This is a genomic window from Mesorhizobium sp. USDA 4413, assembly GCF_056280365.1.
In genome coordinates, this window is record NZ_JBVPRP010000001.1 from 6,530,452 (window position 1) to 6,545,252 (window position 14,801).

Annotated in this window: 12 protein-coding genes and 2 pseudogenes; 5 read left to right on the forward strand and 9 right to left on the reverse strand. The window is 64.8% G+C overall.

Translation table 11 applies throughout. From position 1 onward, the window contains the following. Positions 1-63: 63 nt before the first annotated feature. Together ACVMIM_RS31745 and olsB are read left to right on the forward strand one after the other, a co-directional pair. Positions 64-2,341, forward strand: a pseudogene (locus ACVMIM_RS31745) (hybrid sensor histidine kinase/response regulator). A 183-nt stretch (positions 2,342-2,524) separates the two neighbouring features. Beyond that, positions 2,525-3,412, forward strand: coding sequence for a l-ornithine N(alpha)-acyltransferase (olsB, locus tag ACVMIM_RS31750; RefSeq protein WP_476116860.1), 888 nt, complete (start codon positions 2,525-2,527; stop codon positions 3,410-3,412). Between the two features lie 89 nt (positions 3,413-3,501). Here the strand turns inward: olsB and ACVMIM_RS31755 are convergent, their stop codons facing one another. Continuing rightward, complete coding sequence (locus tag ACVMIM_RS31755; protein ID WP_476116862.1) at positions 3,502-4,134, reverse strand: trimeric intracellular cation channel family protein; 633 nt, start codon at positions 4,132-4,134, stop codon at positions 3,502-3,504. Positions 4,135-4,246: 112 nt separating this feature from the next. Then, on the reverse strand, positions 4,247-4,879 hold the full coding sequence (gene grpE / locus ACVMIM_RS31760; RefSeq protein WP_476116864.1) for a nucleotide exchange factor GrpE: 633 nt from the start codon (positions 4,877-4,879) through the stop codon (positions 4,247-4,249). A 217-nt stretch (positions 4,880-5,096) separates the two neighbouring features. Here grpE and ACVMIM_RS31765 point away from each other — a divergent pair, with 217 nt between their 5' ends. After that, positions 5,097-5,315: a hypothetical protein gene (locus tag ACVMIM_RS31765; RefSeq protein WP_476116866.1), complete on the forward strand. Its 219-nt coding sequence runs from the start codon at positions 5,097-5,099 to the stop codon at positions 5,313-5,315. A 6-nt stretch (positions 5,316-5,321) separates the two neighbouring features. On the opposite strand, the gene ACVMIM_RS31770 is transcribed toward ACVMIM_RS31765, so the two are convergent. The 6 genes from ACVMIM_RS31770 to cysG all read right to left on the reverse strand — a co-directional run bounded on the left by ACVMIM_RS31770 (position 5,322) and on the right by cysG (position 11,063). Continuing rightward, positions 5,322-5,942, reverse strand: a complete 621-nt coding sequence (locus tag ACVMIM_RS31770; protein WP_476116868.1) for a DJ-1/PfpI family protein — start codon at positions 5,940-5,942, stop codon at positions 5,322-5,324. 213 nt (positions 5,943-6,155) lie between these two features. After that, a complete protein-coding gene (locus tag ACVMIM_RS31775) occupies positions 6,156-6,689 on the reverse strand; it encodes a DUF934 domain-containing protein (RefSeq protein WP_476116870.1) in 534 nt (177 codons plus the stop codon). A 170-nt stretch (positions 6,690-6,859) separates the two neighbouring features. Continuing rightward, positions 6,860-7,624, reverse strand: coding sequence for a phosphoadenylyl-sulfate reductase (locus tag ACVMIM_RS31780; protein WP_476116872.1), 765 nt, complete (start codon positions 7,622-7,624; stop codon positions 6,860-6,862). Beyond that, the gene (locus ACVMIM_RS31785; protein WP_476116874.1) at positions 7,599-9,269 is read right to left on the reverse strand and encodes a nitrite/sulfite reductase; all 1,671 of its coding nucleotides are present in this window, start codon (positions 9,267-9,269) and stop codon (positions 7,599-7,601) included. Before ACVMIM_RS31785 ends, ACVMIM_RS31780 begins: the two co-directional genes overlap by 26 nt. A 43-nt stretch (positions 9,270-9,312) precedes the next feature. Further along, positions 9,313-9,618 carry a DUF2849 domain-containing protein gene (locus ACVMIM_RS31790; protein WP_278051802.1) on the reverse strand — a complete coding sequence of 102 codons (306 nt, stop codon included), beginning with the start codon at positions 9,616-9,618 and terminating at the stop codon, positions 9,313-9,315. Then, positions 9,615-11,063 (reverse strand): siroheme synthase CysG, encoded by a 1,449-nt coding sequence (cysG, locus tag ACVMIM_RS31795; RefSeq protein ID WP_476116875.1) that lies wholly within the window; start codon positions 11,061-11,063, stop codon positions 9,615-9,617. Before cysG ends, ACVMIM_RS31790 begins: the two co-directional genes overlap by 4 nt. Before the next feature lie 418 nt (positions 11,064-11,481). Here cysG and ACVMIM_RS31800 point away from each other — a divergent pair, with 418 nt between their 5' ends. Both ACVMIM_RS31800 and ybaL read left to right on the forward strand, forming a co-directional pair. Then, positions 11,482-11,922, forward strand: a complete 441-nt coding sequence (locus ACVMIM_RS31800; RefSeq protein WP_040997525.1) for a host attachment family protein — start codon at positions 11,482-11,484, stop codon at positions 11,920-11,922. A gap of 217 nt (positions 11,923-12,139) precedes the next feature. Continuing rightward, a pseudogene (ybaL, locus tag ACVMIM_RS31805) lies at positions 12,140-13,940 on the forward strand (YbaL family putative K(+) efflux transporter). A 6-nt stretch (positions 13,941-13,946) separates the two neighbouring features. On the opposite strand, the gene ACVMIM_RS31810 reads toward ybaL, so the two are convergent. Further along, complete coding sequence (locus tag ACVMIM_RS31810) at positions 13,947-14,753, reverse strand: AraC family transcriptional regulator (protein WP_476116877.1); 807 nt, start codon at positions 14,751-14,753, stop codon at positions 13,947-13,949. Between the last annotated feature and the right edge of the window lie 48 nt (positions 14,754-14,801).

A 14,801-nucleotide genomic window follows, 5' to 3' on the forward strand; every position in this document is an offset into this window, starting at 1 on the left:
AATCGCTAAAATTCGAACGATCCCTCCCAGTCTTCCATAATCTCTGTCTGGCATGGTCCGCGCATGGTCGCGGACTCCGACATCGAACAGGACAGCAAAGCCGCGGGCGCTGACAGGCTCATCGCCGGCGCGCCGAAGCGGCAGGTGCTTGTCGCGCCGCCGCTGGCTCCCGAATTGCCCGCGGCCAGCCGCGACGGCCTGCCGTTCCTTACGATCGTTGCCATCGCGGTCATGGCGGGGCTCGCGCATCTCACCGGAGCGCCGCTCATCGTCACCGCCGGCCTCGCCGCCGCGGCCCTTGCCGGCCTGGCCATGCATCTGCGCAGCCGTCGCGACGAGCGTCGCACCGCGGCACTCCTTGACGAGACCGCAGCCCGCAGCCGCGCCGAGATCGAGACCCTCGCCGACCGCATGTGGGAGATGCAGGAGAGCGAGGAACGCTTCCGCGGCCTGATCGATGCGCTTGGCGACCTCGTCGTCCATCGCGACCGCGACGGCCATATCGTTTATGCCAACAGCGTCTTTGCCTCGCTTGTCGACATCGACCCCCGCGATCTTGCCGGCAAGACCCTGTCCGAGCTTGGCATCGATGTCGGCGTCGTTCCCGACGCCGCCTTCTCCGACCATGAATGCCTGAGTTCCACGGATGTCGCGATCCGCACGCCGAACGGGCCGCGCTGGTTCTCCTGGATCGAATTGTCGGTGCGCGACAAGGACACGGGCGCGGTCTCGCACCGGGCGATCGCCCGCGACATCACCGCCCGCAAGCGCGCCGAGTCCTCGCTGATCACCGCGCGCGAACGGGCCGAATATGCCAGCCAGGCCAAGTCGCGCTTCCTCGCCACCGTCAGCCATGAGATCCGCACGCCGATGAACGGCATCATGGGCATGGCGAAGCTGCTTGCCGATACCGACCTTTCGCCCGAACAGCGCACCTATGTCGGCGCCATTTCCACCTCGGCCAGCGCGCTGCTCGCGCTCATCGAGGACCTGCTCGACTACTCCAAGATCGAGGCCGGCCGCTTCGAGCCCGAGCCGCAGCCGACGTCGCTGCGCGAAATCGCCGACAACATCATCGAGCTTCTGGCCGCAAAGGCCTTCGCCAAGAACATCGGCCTTGGGTGCCATGTCGAGCCCGACGTGCCGCAGATGATCACCGCCGACCCCGGCCGCGTGCGCCAGGTGCTGCTCAACCTCATCGGCAATGCGGTGAAGTTCACCGACACGGGCGGCGTGCTGCTCACGGTGGCGCGCGCCCGCACCGAAACCACCGACCGTATCTGCTTCACCGTCGCCGACACCGGCCCGGGCCTGCGCGAAGAGGATATGGAGCGCATTTTTGAGGAGTTCGAGCAGTCCGACGGCACTTCGACCAGGGTGCATGGCGGCGCCGGCCTCGGGCTTGCCATCTCGAAGCGGCTGGCCACCGCGATGGGCGGCACGATCTCGGTCTCGAGCCGGCTCGGCGAAGGATCCGAATTCGTCCTCGAGCTTCCGGCGGTCGCGGCAAGCGAACCGCCGCCACATCGCCACAAACATCCTCGCCGACCGGCGGGCGGTGATCCTGTCGAAAAACGTCACCGAGGCCGATGCCATCGCCCGCACGATCAGGGCCCATGGCGGCAGTGTCGAGATCGCGACGACACCGGGCCAGGCAGCCCCCTTTGCTGCCGGCTGCAACGTGCTCCTGATCGACGCCGCGCTCGAAATCGGCGACGGCAGGCTGCTCAAGCGGCTGCGCGACTCGGGCTTTGTCGACTGCGAGGCCATCACCCTGATCGCGCCGACGGACCGCGGCATGCTCGGCGAATTCCGCGCCAGCGGCTACGCCACTTTCCTCGCGAGACCCGTCCGCGGCGAAACCCTGTTGCGGGTGCTGTTGACCAGCCATGGCTCCGCGCTTGTGCAGCCGCGGCCGCAGCCGCGCGAGGCTTCCTCGCGCAAGCGCGACCAGGGCCTGTCGGTGCTGATCGCGGAAGACAATGACATCAACGCCATGCTCGCCCGCGCCACGCTGCTCAAGGCCGGGCATCGCGTCAAGATCGTCGGCAACGGCAAGGCCGCGGTCGATGCCGTTACCGATGCCGGCCTCAAGTTCCGCTTCGATGTGGTGCTGATGGACCTGCATATGCCTGTCATGGACGGGCTCGACGCGATCGCAGCGATCCGTCGCCATGAAGAGTCGCTAGCCATGCCGCCGATCCCGATCATGGTGCTTTCCGCCGATAGTCAGGAAAAGACCCGGCATGCCGTGCTCGCCCACGGCGCCAGCGGTTTCGTGACCAAGCCGCTCGACCCGGACGCGCTCGTCCAGGCGGTCGAGGGCCAGGTCGCCGCCTGAGGAAATTTTTAGCCCTTGAACGCCTTGGCTTGCCTGGCGTTCGCGGCCACAAGATAGCCGGTTGAGCGTATTGCCCAGCCGACAAAGTATTGCCCGGCACGTCGTATCACGGTACTGTCACAATCCTGTTGCACCTACACCGTATCCCCGTGCCAAGAGGGATGGCTCGAAGGAGAATCACTCGTGCATACAGTCGTGCCTGAATGTGACACTCGGCCGAACGCCGGCGGCGCCCTGCTCGCTGCCCGCACCGCCGACGCTGTCGCAAGCGGTGCTCCCTTGGGCCGCATCGGCAATCTCGAAGTGCGGCTCGCCCGCAACGAGGCCGAGATCGCCGCCGCCCAGGAAGTCCGCTATCGGGTATTCTACGACGAGCTTGGCGCGAGGAAGGACCTGTTTCAGGCGCAGGACCGGCGTGACGCCGACCGTTTCGATCCGCTCTGCGATCACCTTCTTGTGTTCGATACCTCCCTTCCCGGTCCCGAGCATCGCCGCATCGTCGGCACCTACCGCTTGCTGAGGCAGGAGATCGCCACGGCCGCCGGCGGCTTCTATTCCGAGGGCGAGTTTGAGCTCACCAAGCTGATCGCGCGGCACCCCGGCCAGCGCTTCCTCGAGCTCGGCCGCTCCTGCGTTCTGCCGGAATACCGCTCCAAGCGCACCATCGAGGCGCTCTGGCAGGGCATCTGGGCTTATATCAACCATTACGGCATCGGCGTGATGACCGGCTGCGCCTCTTTCCATGGCATCGTGCCGGCGGCGCATGCCGAGGCGCTGACCTATCTTGCCCATCATTGCCGCACCGACTCCGCCTGGGATGTTCGCGCGGTCCCGGGGCGCTACTGCTCGATGGATCTGATGCCGATCGAGGCGGTGAACACCAAGGCGGCGATCGCCGCCATGCCGCCGCTGGTCAAGGGCTACCTGCGCGTCGGCGCCCGCATAGGCGACGGCTGCGTCATCGACCACGAATTCTCGACCGTCGACGTCTTCGTCGTCATGCCGGTCAAGGAGATCGGCGCCCGCTACGTCAACTACTATGGCGGTGAAGGGCAGCGCTTCGCGGCATAGCGAATAGCGAATAGCGAATAGCGAATAGAAGAAAGTAGCGGGATCTGTTCCGTTTAACTTCTATTCGCTACTCCCTATTCGCTATTCGCTCACCGGATGTCTTCCGGCTTTCGCCCCGGCCGGCTTTTATAGGCCGGAAACGACCAGCCAAATCTGAGCGCGCCGCCGCGCACCAGGAACGCTGCCGCAAAGCCGAGCAGGCTGGACGCCAGCGCCGGCAGGCCGGCTAGATCGCCAAGCGTGAAGAGGGTAGCGCCGGCAAGGGCGGCCGTGACATAGATTTCGGGCCTGAGCAGCACCGAGGGCTCGCCGGCAAGCAGGTCGCGCAGAATGCCGCCGAAGGTCGCCGTCAGCACGCCCATGACCACCGACACGACGGGAGAGCCGGTGATCGCCAGCCCCTTGGCCGCGCCCATCACCGAGAACGCCGCAAGGCCGATGGCGTCGAGCCAGAGCAGAAGCTTGTAGCGGGATTCGAAGCGGTGGGCGCTGAAGAACACTAGCACCGCGACGACGGCGCAGATCAGCACATAGCCGCTGTTGGCAACCCAGAACACCGGCAGGTTGAGGATGACGTCGCGCAACGTCCCGCCACCGATGCCGGTGACGCTGGCCAGGAACAGAAAGCCTATGATGTCGAGCTGCTTACGCGATGCCGCAAGCGCGCCCGTCGCCGCGAAGACGGCTACGCCGGCATAGTCGAGCAACGCGATGGGATTCATGGGTTAAGGGGAGTAGAGCAGTAAGGGAGTAGGAATAGGGAAAAATAAATAGCACAAGTCGCGCAAATTGTACCGCCGCTATCCCTACTCCCTTACAGCCCTACTCCCCTAGCTACGCATCCTTCTCCGCCTGCTCGTTCACCGGGCCCGGCTCGACCTTCGCCTCGGCGGCGGCCTTCGGGCCGCCCTTGGCGACGCCGACCATCGCCGGCCGCAGCACGCGCTCACCGATCGAATAGCCCGGCTGCACCACCTGGACGACGGTGCCGGCCGGAACGTCCGGATTGGGCACCTCGAACATCGCCTGGTGGAAGTTCGGATCGAACTTCTCGCCTTCCGGCGCGAGTTTCTTCACGCCATGGCGCTCCAGCGCGGACAGCATGGCGCGTTCGGTGAGCTCGACACCTTCGATCAGCGCCTTGAACCCGGCGTCGCCGCCGGCCTTCGCCTCGGCTGGGATCGCGTCCAGCGCGCGGCGCAGATTGTCGGACACCGACAGCATGTCGCGCGCGAAATTGGCTACCGCGTAAGTCCGCGCATCATGCACGTCGCGCGCGGTGCGCCGCCGCAGATTCTCCATGTCGGCCGCGACGCGCAGCGCGCGGTCCTTCAGTTCCTCGTTTTCTTTCAGCAGCCGCACCAGCGCTTCGTAGTCGCCGTCGACGCCACCTTCCGCACGCTCGCTGGAAGCCTGGGTGGCTTCCATATCTTCGGGCGTGCGTTCGTCTTTTGCCTGGTCGCTCATCGCGTTTCCCGTCATTCGGATTGGTCTGGATTTGCGCCCGATATCGAGGTTTGGAGGTCAAAAATCAAGGGGTAAGCGGTGGCCGAGGACGCCAGGCCATCATTCCGAATTAATTCAAATTTTACCCTATCACGCAGCTTTGTTTGCTCTCAAATGCCGTTGCGGGAACCATAGCGGGGCTGGAGGAGTTTCGAAGCCGACACAGGATTTTGGGACGATGAACGGCAACCACGGCAACAGGCGCGCCGAGCTGGCGAACGATATCAGGCGGCAGGCCAGTAGCGAAGCAACGAAGCGCTTTCTGCGCACCTTGCCGGCATTTCGCCTGGAAAAGGAGATGCCCCAGCGGCTGAGCGATCTGCTTGACCGCCTCGACGATGTCGAGGCGGAGAATGCGGACGGCGGGCGGCGCTCAATGGCCGCGCGCCACAACTGACGGGTTTTAGACCGCCCTCCGGTCGTCGCGCATCAGCGCTTCGCCGTGGCGGATCTCGGTGCCGAGCACCTTCAGGCATTCCCGCATGAAAGCGGCAAGGCCCGGCCAGCCCTTGGCTGAAACCAGATTGCCGTCGACATGCGCGCCTGTCGGGGCGACATCAACATAGGTGCCGCCGGCAAGCGTCACTTCCGGCTCGCAATATTGCAGCGCCGCGACCTCCTTGCCGCGCACCACGCCGTCGACCGCGATCAGGATCTGCACGCCGTGGCATATGGTGAAGATCGGCTTGCCTGTCTCATGGAAATGCCTGACCAGAGCCTGCACGCGCTTGTCGATGCGGATATATTCCGGTCCGCGCCCGCCCGCCGCATAGACCGCGTCGTAATCGGCCGGCTTCACCTCGGCGAAGGTCTTGTTGAGGATGTAGTCGTGGCCGAGCTTTTCCGTATAGGTCTGGTGGCCCTCGAAGTCGTGCAATGAGGTCTTGAGCACGTCTCCGGCCTTCTTGTCGGGGCACACGACATGGACGGTATGGCCGACCGCGTGCATGGCCTGTTCAAAGACGAAAATCTCATATTCCTCGCTGAACTCGCCAACGAGCATCAATATCTTCTTGCCTGCCATGCCGGTTTCCTCCCTTAGCTGGCTATTATTTCGTAGCCCGAAATAATGACCCTATCCTAAGGGCAGGTTGGCCGAAGGGGAAGCCTAAATCGTCAATGTGGTCTGACCAGAACAGTGCAGCCTTCGTTCCAGGCCTGTTTCTGGCCGGGTTGACCGACAAAATACGCAGTGCTGGTCGGACCAGGATGATAGCTCTGCTGCCTGAGTGGAGCGTCACCCGGGACGCTTGCGCCGCCAGGAATATCTCGGCCCCTTGGGCTCCGCCCCCACCGCCGGCTGATAGTACACCGGCAGGCCGCCGGTCCGCCCTTCCTCCAGCCGCTTCAACAGCACCGGATTGGAGACCTCGAACTCATCGAAGCCGAGCCGCAGCATATGCGGCAGCTGGTCGACCAGCACCTGACCGGTGGCGCGCACCGCGCCCTTGAAATGATGCCGGGTCCGCAGCAATTCGCCCTTGGAGAAGGAGCGGCCGTCATTGAAGGCCGGGAAGGCGAGCGCCACCAGCGACAACTGGTCCAGCAGGCCGGTTATCTTGTCGAGTTCGTCGCCCGGCTGCAGCAGCACCCCGAGGCGCTCCTTGGCTGACTTGCGAACGTCCTCATCCAGCCCGAGAAAGGCCTGCAGCGGCAGGATGAAACGGCCATTGCCGGCAAGCGCCTCGGCGCCTTCGGCGTGCGTCCACTCGTCTTCGCGAAAGCCGCCCGGAGTCCAAAGGTGGGTCCCCGCTGTCGTCGATTCAGTCATCAAAAATCCTAAAGTCCTAAAGATTCCAAGGATATGCCGAGATTCAGGTCAGGCCGAACCGAAGATGGTGGCTTCCGAGAACCAGAGCGGAGCGTACTTGAAGTACGTGAGCACCGGAAGCGCAGGAAGTCGCCATTTGCAGGCCGGCCTCACCTGAATATCGGCGTATCCTAAAGTGAGGCGTCGGTCAGCGACTTTTCCAAGCCGGAGAGGTGAATGCCGCACTCGGTCTTGGCGTGGCCCGCCCAGCGGCCGCTGCGCGCGTCGTCGCCGGGCTGCACCGGCTGCGTGCACGGGAAGCAGCCGATCGAGAGATAGCCATAGGCGACCAGCGGATTTTCGCGCAGCGCATGCGCGCGCATATAGTCGGCCTGGTCCGATGTCGTCCAATGCGCCAGCGGATTGATGCGGATGCGCGAGCCGACCGCCTCGAAGACGGGCAGCGCCGCGCGCGTCGATGCCTGGAAGCGCTTGCGCCCGGTGAACCAGGCGCGAAACGGCTCGACGCCGCGCGCCAGCGGCTCGACCTTGCGCATGTTGCAGCAGGCGTCGGTGTCGGTCTCGTGCAGCCGGCCCGTCGGATCGACGCGTTCGAGCGCTGCCTCCTCCGGCTTGATCACCCTGATATCGGACAGACCGAAGTCGGCCACCAGCGCGTCGCGATAGCCGAGCGTCTCCTCGAAATGCTTGCCGGTGTCGAGAAAGATGACCGGCAGCGAACGGTCGATCTCCGAAATCATGTGCAGAAGCACCGCCGAATCCGCGCCGAAGGACGACACGGCCGCGATCTCGCCGCGAAACAGATCACGCGCCGCGCGTTCGATGATCTCGATCGGCTTCAGATGGCCATGCAGCGCGTCGAGCCCCGCCGCTTCCGCGGCGACGCCCGTCTCCACGCTGCCGGTGCGGTCAAGCGGCCTTGGTTTCGCCAGCATAGAGCGCCTCCTTGAACGGCGCGGGACCGACACGGCGGTAGGCGTCGATAAAACGTTCGTCGGGACGGAGCCGAAGGCCGAGATAGGTGTCGACGATCTGCTCGATGGCATCGGTGATTTCTTCCGAGGAGAAGCCGCGGCCGATGATCTCGCCGATGGATGTGTTTTCGTCGGCCGAACCGCCGAGGGTCACCTGGTAGAGCTCGGTGCCCTTCTTCTCGACGCCCAGAATGCCGATATGGCCGACATGGTGGTGGCCGCAGGCATTGATGCAGCCGGAGATCTTCAGCTTCAGTTCGCCGATCTCGCGCTGCCGCTCCAGCGAGGCGAAGCGACGCGAGATTTCCTGCGCCACCGGAATGGAGCGCGCCGTGGCCAGCGAGCAATAATCCAAGCCCGGGCAGGAGATGATGTCGCTGATCAGGTTGGAATTGGCGGTCGCAAGCCCGATCTCGACCAGCGCGTCATAGACGGCCTTCAGATCCGCGCGCGCCACATGCGGCAGAATCAGGTTCTGCTCGTGGCTGACGCGCAGCTCGTCGAAAGCGTATTTCTCGGCAATGTCGGCGACCGCTTCCATCTGGCTGTCGGTGACGTCGCCGGGCACCTCGCCGATGCCCTTGAGCGAGATCGTCACCGCCGCGTAGTCGGGGTGGCGATGCGTCACGACATTCTGGTCGAGCCATTCCGAAAAGCTCTTGGAATCGAGCCGCGCTTGCTTGACGAGAGCATCGCCTTCCGGCCGGGCCGACAGCGCCGGCGGCGCGAAATAGGCGTTAATGGCTTGGATATCGGCCTCCGGCAGTTTCAGCTCGGTGTCCTTGAGCTCCTGCCATTCGGCCTCGATCTGCCTTGCGATCTCCTCGACGCCGGTCTCGTGCACCAGGATCTTGATACGCGCCTTGTACTTGTTGTCGCGGCGGCCGTAGAGGTTGTACACGCGCAGGATCGCCGTGCAGTAGGACAGCAACTCCGCTTCCGGCAGGAAGTCGCGGATCTTCTTGGCGACCATCGGCGTGCGGCCCAGGCCACCGCCGACATAAACCGCAAAGCCCAGCTCGCCGGCCGCGTTCTTTTTCAGGTGCAGGCCGATGTCATGCGCCTGGATGGCGGCGCGGTCGCGCTCGGCGCCTGTCACCGCGATCTTGAACTTGCGCGGCAGATACGAAAACTCCGGATGGACTGACGACCATTGGCGCAGGATTTCCGCGTAGGGCCGCGGATCGGCTACCTCGTCGGCGGCCGCCCCGGCGAAGTGATCGGCGGTAACGTTGCGGATGCAGTTGCCGCTGGTCTGGATGCAATGCATTTCGACGCTGGCGAGATCGGCCAGGATCGCCGGAACGTCGGCCAGCGCCGGCCAATGGAACTGCAGGTTCTGGCGCGTGGTGAAGTGGCCATAGCCCTTGTCATATTTGCGGGCGATGTGGGCCAGCATGCGCATTTGCCGGCTGTTCAGCGTGCCGTAAGGCACTGCGATACGCAGCATATAGGCATGCAGTTGCAGGTATACGCCGTTCATCAGCCTGAGCGGCCGGAACTGGTCTTCGGTGATCTCGCCGGCAAGCCGGCGCTTCACCTGGTCGCTGAACTCGGCCACTCGGGCCTGAACGAAATCGTGGTCGAACTCGTCGTAACGGTACATGCTTCGTCTTTCAGGGCGCGTCCGCCCGTTGCCTTCCGGGGATTTAAGCCGCCCGTGCCGCTTGCGGGCTCGCTTGTTTGCCGAGATCGGGGTGGATGGTCGGGCCCGCGGCGCGGATCTTCTCGCGCAGCCGCACCGGCTGGACCAACCCATCGACAATGGTGACGTCGATCACGTTGACATCCAGGACTTCATTGTTGGCGGCCGCCGCGGCGCCGATCGCTTCCAGCCGGTCCTCCGCAGCCTTGTCATACGCGATATCGGCATGGCCGACGGTCTCCGCCCAGCCGCCAGCGGCGTACCAGACGGCGATGCCGTCGGAAAGCCTGTTCGCGGTCAGTACCTTCATTGCTCAACTCCTTCGGCGACGGCTGAAGCCGCACCCTCATGCCTATGTGCCGCGAGCGGCTCGGATTGGTCGAAATTGGCGCCGGCGACGGCGTCGCCGATGATCGTCATCACTGGACCGGTGAGGTCGGCGCGCTCCTCCAGCGAGGGCAGGTCGGCCAGGGTGCCGTGGAAACGACGGCGAGCGCCGAGGCTGGCGTTCTCGACGACGGCGACGGCGGTGTCCGGCGACAGCCCGGCTTCGATCAGCCGGCCGGCGACCTCGGCGGCGACCGAACGACCCATATAGACGGCGACGGTGGCGCCGGAGATGGCAAGCTTTGCCCAGTCGGGCAGCGAGTTGCCCTTGAGGTCGTGGCCTGTGGTGAACACCATCGAGGACGAAACACCGCGCAGCGTCAGCGGCAGTTCGAAATCGGCGGCCGCGGCAAAGGCGGCGGTGACGCCCGGAATCACCTCATAGCCGATGCCGGCCTCCCGAAGCGCCGCCATTTCCTCGCCGGCGCGTCCGAACACCAACGGGTCGCCGGACTTCAGCCGCACCACGCGCTTGCCGGCGCGGCCAAGCTCGATGAGCAGCGCGTTGATCTCTTCCTGGCTCTTGGAATGGCAGCCCTTGCGCTTGCCGACCGGCAGGCGCTCGGCATCGCGGCGACCCATGGCGACGATCGCCTCGGGTACCAGCGCGTCGTAGACGATGGCGTCGGCCTCCATCAGCAGGCGGTGCGCGCGCAAGGTCAAAAGATCCTCCGCGCCTGGGCCGGCGCCGACCAGCGCGATATGTCCCTCGACGGGAGAATCCTGGGCCAGGAGCTCGAGCGCCGCGCCATGCGCCTCGGCGAGTTCGCCTGCTTCGATGGCCTTGGCTGGCGCGCCGGCGAAGAAATCGCTCCAGAAGCGGCGGCGGCGAGTGCCCTTCGGCAGTTTCTCGGCGGCGGCGCGGAACGAAGCGGCAAGTGCCGCCAGCCGGCCGAGCGACGGTGACAGCATGCGATCGATGCGCCCGCGCAGCATCTGCGCCAGAACCGGCCCGGCGCCTTCGGTGCCGATGGCAATCGCCACCGGCGCGCGGTTGACCAAGGCCGGAGTGAAGAAATCGCAGAGCTCAGGCCGATCCACGGCGTTGACCGGGATGCCTAGCCGGCGGGCGTCATCGACGACGCGACGATCGAGCGCCTCGTCGCTGCTGGCCGCGAACACCAGTGCTGCGCCTTGGAGATGCGCGGCTTCGTATGCCGCGTTGATGTGAACGGCCCCGGTCGATGCGATGAACTCTAACAGACCGCCGCTCGCATTGTCGGCAACGATGCGCAGCACCGCGCTCGACTGCGAAAGCAGCCTGGCCTTGGCAAGCGCTTCCTCGCCATTGCCGACGATGGTCACGGCTTCGCCCTCGACCCGCATGAAGACGGGAAAGGCATTGAGCTTGGCATTGGCTGGCGACATGGCGACGAGCAATATTAGAACAGTTTGGTAGTTTTACGCGGGCTGGCCAAAAACCAGAAGGCAAGCACTCGCGCGCCGCCGAACAGCAGGCAATCGCTTTTTCGCAGCCGCGAAGAGCAAGAGAAAAAAATTCTACTTTAAGAATGAGACGGCCGGGGCGGCGTGAGAAACAACCCTTGATCCGGCGCATTTTTAGCACCGGGTCGGGAAAGCGGCAAAATAGTTTTTCCAAATTCTACTGACTTAGTAGATTAAAGTCCATCTTGCCGCTCGGCGCCCAGCCTCGCCTGGCGGGAGCAGTCGAGGGCGCCCGCCGCCAGATCGGAACCATCATGCTCCGCGGCTCGTTTGCCTAGCGATCACCCTGTCGATCCGGGCTCCATCGATCGACAACGACAATGCAAGCAAGGAGAACACCATGAGCGTCAAGCTGAAGCGCGGATTGTGGGTCGTCGTGGCCGATGGGGAAAAGGCGCTCTTCCTGCGCAACCAGGGCGACAGCAAGTTCCCGAATCTGGAAGTGGTGCACGAGATGGAGCAGGAGAACCCCGCGACGCGCGAGCAAGGCAGCGACAAGCCGGGCCGCCAGAGCAACGAGGGTCCCCGCAGCGCCGTCGAAGAAACGGATTGGCACCGTCTTGGCAAGGAGCGCTTTGCCGTCGAGATCGCCGACCGGCTCTACAAGCTTGCGCATCGCGGTGCGTTCGACGCGATCGTGCTGATCGCGCCGCCGCAAGTGCTTGGCGAGATGCGCCAGAAACTGCACAAGGAAGTCAGCGACAAAGTGCAGGCCGAAATCCCGAAGACGCTCACCAACCACACCGTTTCCGACATCGAGAACCTGCTGCAGGCAGCATAGAGCGGCGGAAGGAAGCGGCGTCGGGCTCAGATAGGGGGCCTGAAGCGGGCTCTGTGGCGGCGCGGCGCTAATTTTGCGTAGCGTGCCTTCCTTCAGCATCGATTTCTGCCCGGTGGTGGTTGCATCATCGCCGCTCCCTCCATCATATTGCCGAAGGCGACAGCCTCGGCGAGCGCCCATCCGACATCGCGAATTTTCGAAAGGCGCTCCATAGACAATGCCGCATGACACGCCCCTTATCGCAACCATCGTCGCCGGTTTGGGGCTTGCATTCGTCTTCGGGGCGCTAGCCAACCGTTTCCGCATCCCGCCGCTTGTCGGCTATCTTGTCGCCGGCGTCCTGGTCGGTCCGAATACGCCGGGCTTCGTCGCCGACGCCAGCCTCGCCAACGAGCTCGCGGAAATCGGCGTCATCCTTTTGATGTTCGGCGTCGGCCTGCATTTTTCGCTGAAGGACCTTCTATCCGTCCGCGCGATCGCCGTGCCGGGCGCCGTCGTGCAGATCGGCTTCGCGACGCTGCTTGGCGTTGGCCTTGCCTGGCTGCTCGGCTGGTCGCTGGGCGCCGGCCTGGTCTTCGGCCTAGCACTTTCGGTCGCCTCGACCGTAGTGCTTTTGCGCGCCATGCAGGAGCGGCGGCTGATCGAGACCGAGCGTGGCCGCATCGCCGTCGGCTGGCTGATCGTAGAGGATCTGGCCATGGTGCTGGCGCTGGTGCTGTTGCCCGCGCTCGCCGGCGTGCTTGGCGGCCAGCCGCTGGCCGATGACCATGCGAGCCTGCTTTCGCTGCCCGCCAGCTACGGCGTGTGGGGCGTCGTCGGCGCGACATTCGCCAAAGTCGCCGCCTTCGTCGTCGTGATGCTGGTGGTCGGCCGCAGGGTCATCCCGTGGATCCTGCATTACGTCGCCCATACCGGCTCCCGGGAATTGTTCCGACTCTCGGTGCTGGCGATCGCGCTCGGCGTCGCCTTCGGCGCGGCGAAACTGTTCGGCGTCTCCCTGGCGCTCGGCGCCTTCTTCGCCGGCATGATCATGAGCGAATCCGAGCTCAGCCACCGCGCGGCGGAAGAATCGCTGCCGCTGCGCGACGCCTTCTCGGTGCTGTTCTTCGTCTCGGTCGGCATGCTGTTCGACCCGCTCAGCCTGATCAGCAACGGCCTGCCGATCCTCGCCACCTTGGCCATCATCGTCATCGGCAAGTCGATCGCGGCTTTCCTCATCGTGATCGCCTTCCGTTATCCGATCGCGACCGCGCTGATGATTTCGGCGAGCCTTGCCCAGATCGGCGAATTCTCCTTCATCCTGGCCGAGCTCGGCGTCGGCCTGAAACTATTGCCCGAACAGGGCCGGGACCTGATTCTGGCCGGCGCGATCCTCTCGATCCTGCTCAATCCGCTGATGTTCGTCGTTGTCGACCGGATGAAGCCATGGCTGGAAGAGCGCGCCGGCAAGGCCGCGCCGGCCGAAGAGCAAAGGCCGATCGGCCCGGCGACCGAGCCCGGCCATGTCGCTTCGGTTCAGGCAGCTCCAGGAAAGGAAGACGGTCCGCCGCCTAAAACGGCGCTTGCCGGCCATTCCATCCTGATCGGTTACGGCCGCGTCGGCAGCCTGGTGGGGCGCCGCGCTGAAGGAAGCCGCCCTGCCCTTCCTGGTAATCGAGGATGCCGGCAAGACACTGGCGAAGCTGCGCGACGACGGCGTCGAGACGGTCGCCGGCAATGCCGCCAACGCGGATGTCTTCGCGGCAGCCAATCCGGAGGGCGCAAAGCGGCTGATCCTCGCCATCCCCAATGCCTTCGAGGCCGGTCAGATCGTGTTTCGGGCCCGCGCGGCCAATCCGGCGATCAACATCATTGCCCGGGCTCATTCGGACGCCGAGGTCGAGCACCTGAAAGGGTTGGGCGCCGACACCGTGATCATGGGCGAGCGCGAGATCGCGCGAGGGATCGTCGAGGTGGTGACCCACACGGCCACCGAGCCGCCCGGGCCCGCGGCGGAGATCGATCCGCAGCCCGCATGACGCGTGTCAGGCGACGAAGGCGGAACCGCCATTCTGCGCGATATCGCTCAGATATTTCGCCGGCGGCTTGCCCAGCGCCTTCTTGAACATGGTGATGAAGGCGGTAACGGATTCATAGCCGAGATCGCCCGACACCTGTTGCACGCTGGCGCCGGAAGACAGTTCCCGGAGCGCTACGATCAGATGCAGTTGCTGGCGCCAGCGGCCGAAGCTCAAGCCCGTCTCCCTGACGATAAGGCGCGCCAGGCTGCTTTCGCTGAGCGCCACGCGATCCGCCCACTCCGCCAACGTGCTGCGATCGGCGGGATCATCCGCCAGCGCCTCGGCGATCCGTCGCAGCCGCGGCTCGGCCGAAATGGGCAGGTGCAATCGCTGCACCGGCATAAGCGGCAGTTCGGCGAGCAGGATGCTTCCCAGAAAACCGCAGCGTGGACCGTCCGGCGTGCATTCCGACAGTTCGATGATCACCTCGCGCAGCAGCGGCGAGATCGAAAGCGTGCAGCACCGATCCGGCAGATCGGCGGCGCCCGGCTCGATATAGACGAAGAAAATTCGCGCGTTCGCCGTCGCGATGTTGCTGTGGGACATGCCGCCGGGGATCCACACGCCGCAATGCGGCGGCACCACCCAAAGCCCGCTCGGAACGCGGCAGGTGACGCCGCCGCCAAGCGCGAAGACGAGCTGTCCCTTGCGATGCCAGTGCTCCCGCACCTCGGCTCTGGCCTCGGTGACATCGACGCCCACGGCGATCGCCGGCGCGGCCACGTCATCGACGTCGAAATCCAGCCAGGGCCAGTGGAGCGGCTGCCTCATGCTTGACCTCTTTTAGCGATCATTTGGCTTTATAGCTAAATTCTTCAA

Coding starts and splice junctions, on each gene's coding strand:
- ACVMIM_RS31755 (WP_476116862.1), bottom strand. CDS start 4,134: ATGAATCCCATCGCGTTGCTCGACTATGCCGGCGTAGCCGTCTTCGCG.
- ACVMIM_RS31780 (WP_476116872.1), bottom strand. CDS start 7,624: ATGCTGGCGAAACCAAGGCCGCTTGACCGCACCGGCAGCGTGGAGACG.
- ACVMIM_RS31800 (WP_040997525.1), top strand. CDS start 11,482: ATGAGCGTCAAGCTGAAGCGCGGATTGTGGGTCGTCGTGGCCGATGGG.
- ACVMIM_RS31785 (WP_476116874.1), bottom strand. CDS start 9,269: ATGTACCGTTACGACGAGTTCGACCACGATTTCGTTCAGGCCCGAGTG.
- ACVMIM_RS31765 (WP_476116866.1), top strand. CDS start 5,097: ATGAACGGCAACCACGGCAACAGGCGCGCCGAGCTGGCGAACGATATC.
- ACVMIM_RS31790 (WP_278051802.1), bottom strand. CDS start 9,618: ATGAAGGTACTGACCGCGAACAGGCTTTCCGACGGCATCGCCGTCTGG.
- ACVMIM_RS31775 (WP_476116870.1), bottom strand. CDS start 6,689: ATGACTGAATCGACGACAGCGGGGACCCACCTTTGGACTCCGGGCGGC.
- grpE (WP_476116864.1), bottom strand. CDS start 4,879: ATGAGCGACCAGGCAAAAGACGAACGCACGCCCGAAGATATGGAAGCC.
- ACVMIM_RS31810 (WP_476116877.1), bottom strand. CDS start 14,753: ATGAGGCAGCCGCTCCACTGGCCCTGGCTGGATTTCGACGTCGATGAC.
- cysG (WP_476116875.1), bottom strand. CDS start 11,063: ATGTCGCCAGCCAATGCCAAGCTCAATGCCTTTCCCGTCTTCATGCGG.
- ACVMIM_RS31770 (WP_476116868.1), bottom strand. CDS start 5,942: ATGGCAGGCAAGAAGATATTGATGCTCGTTGGCGAGTTCAGCGAGGAA.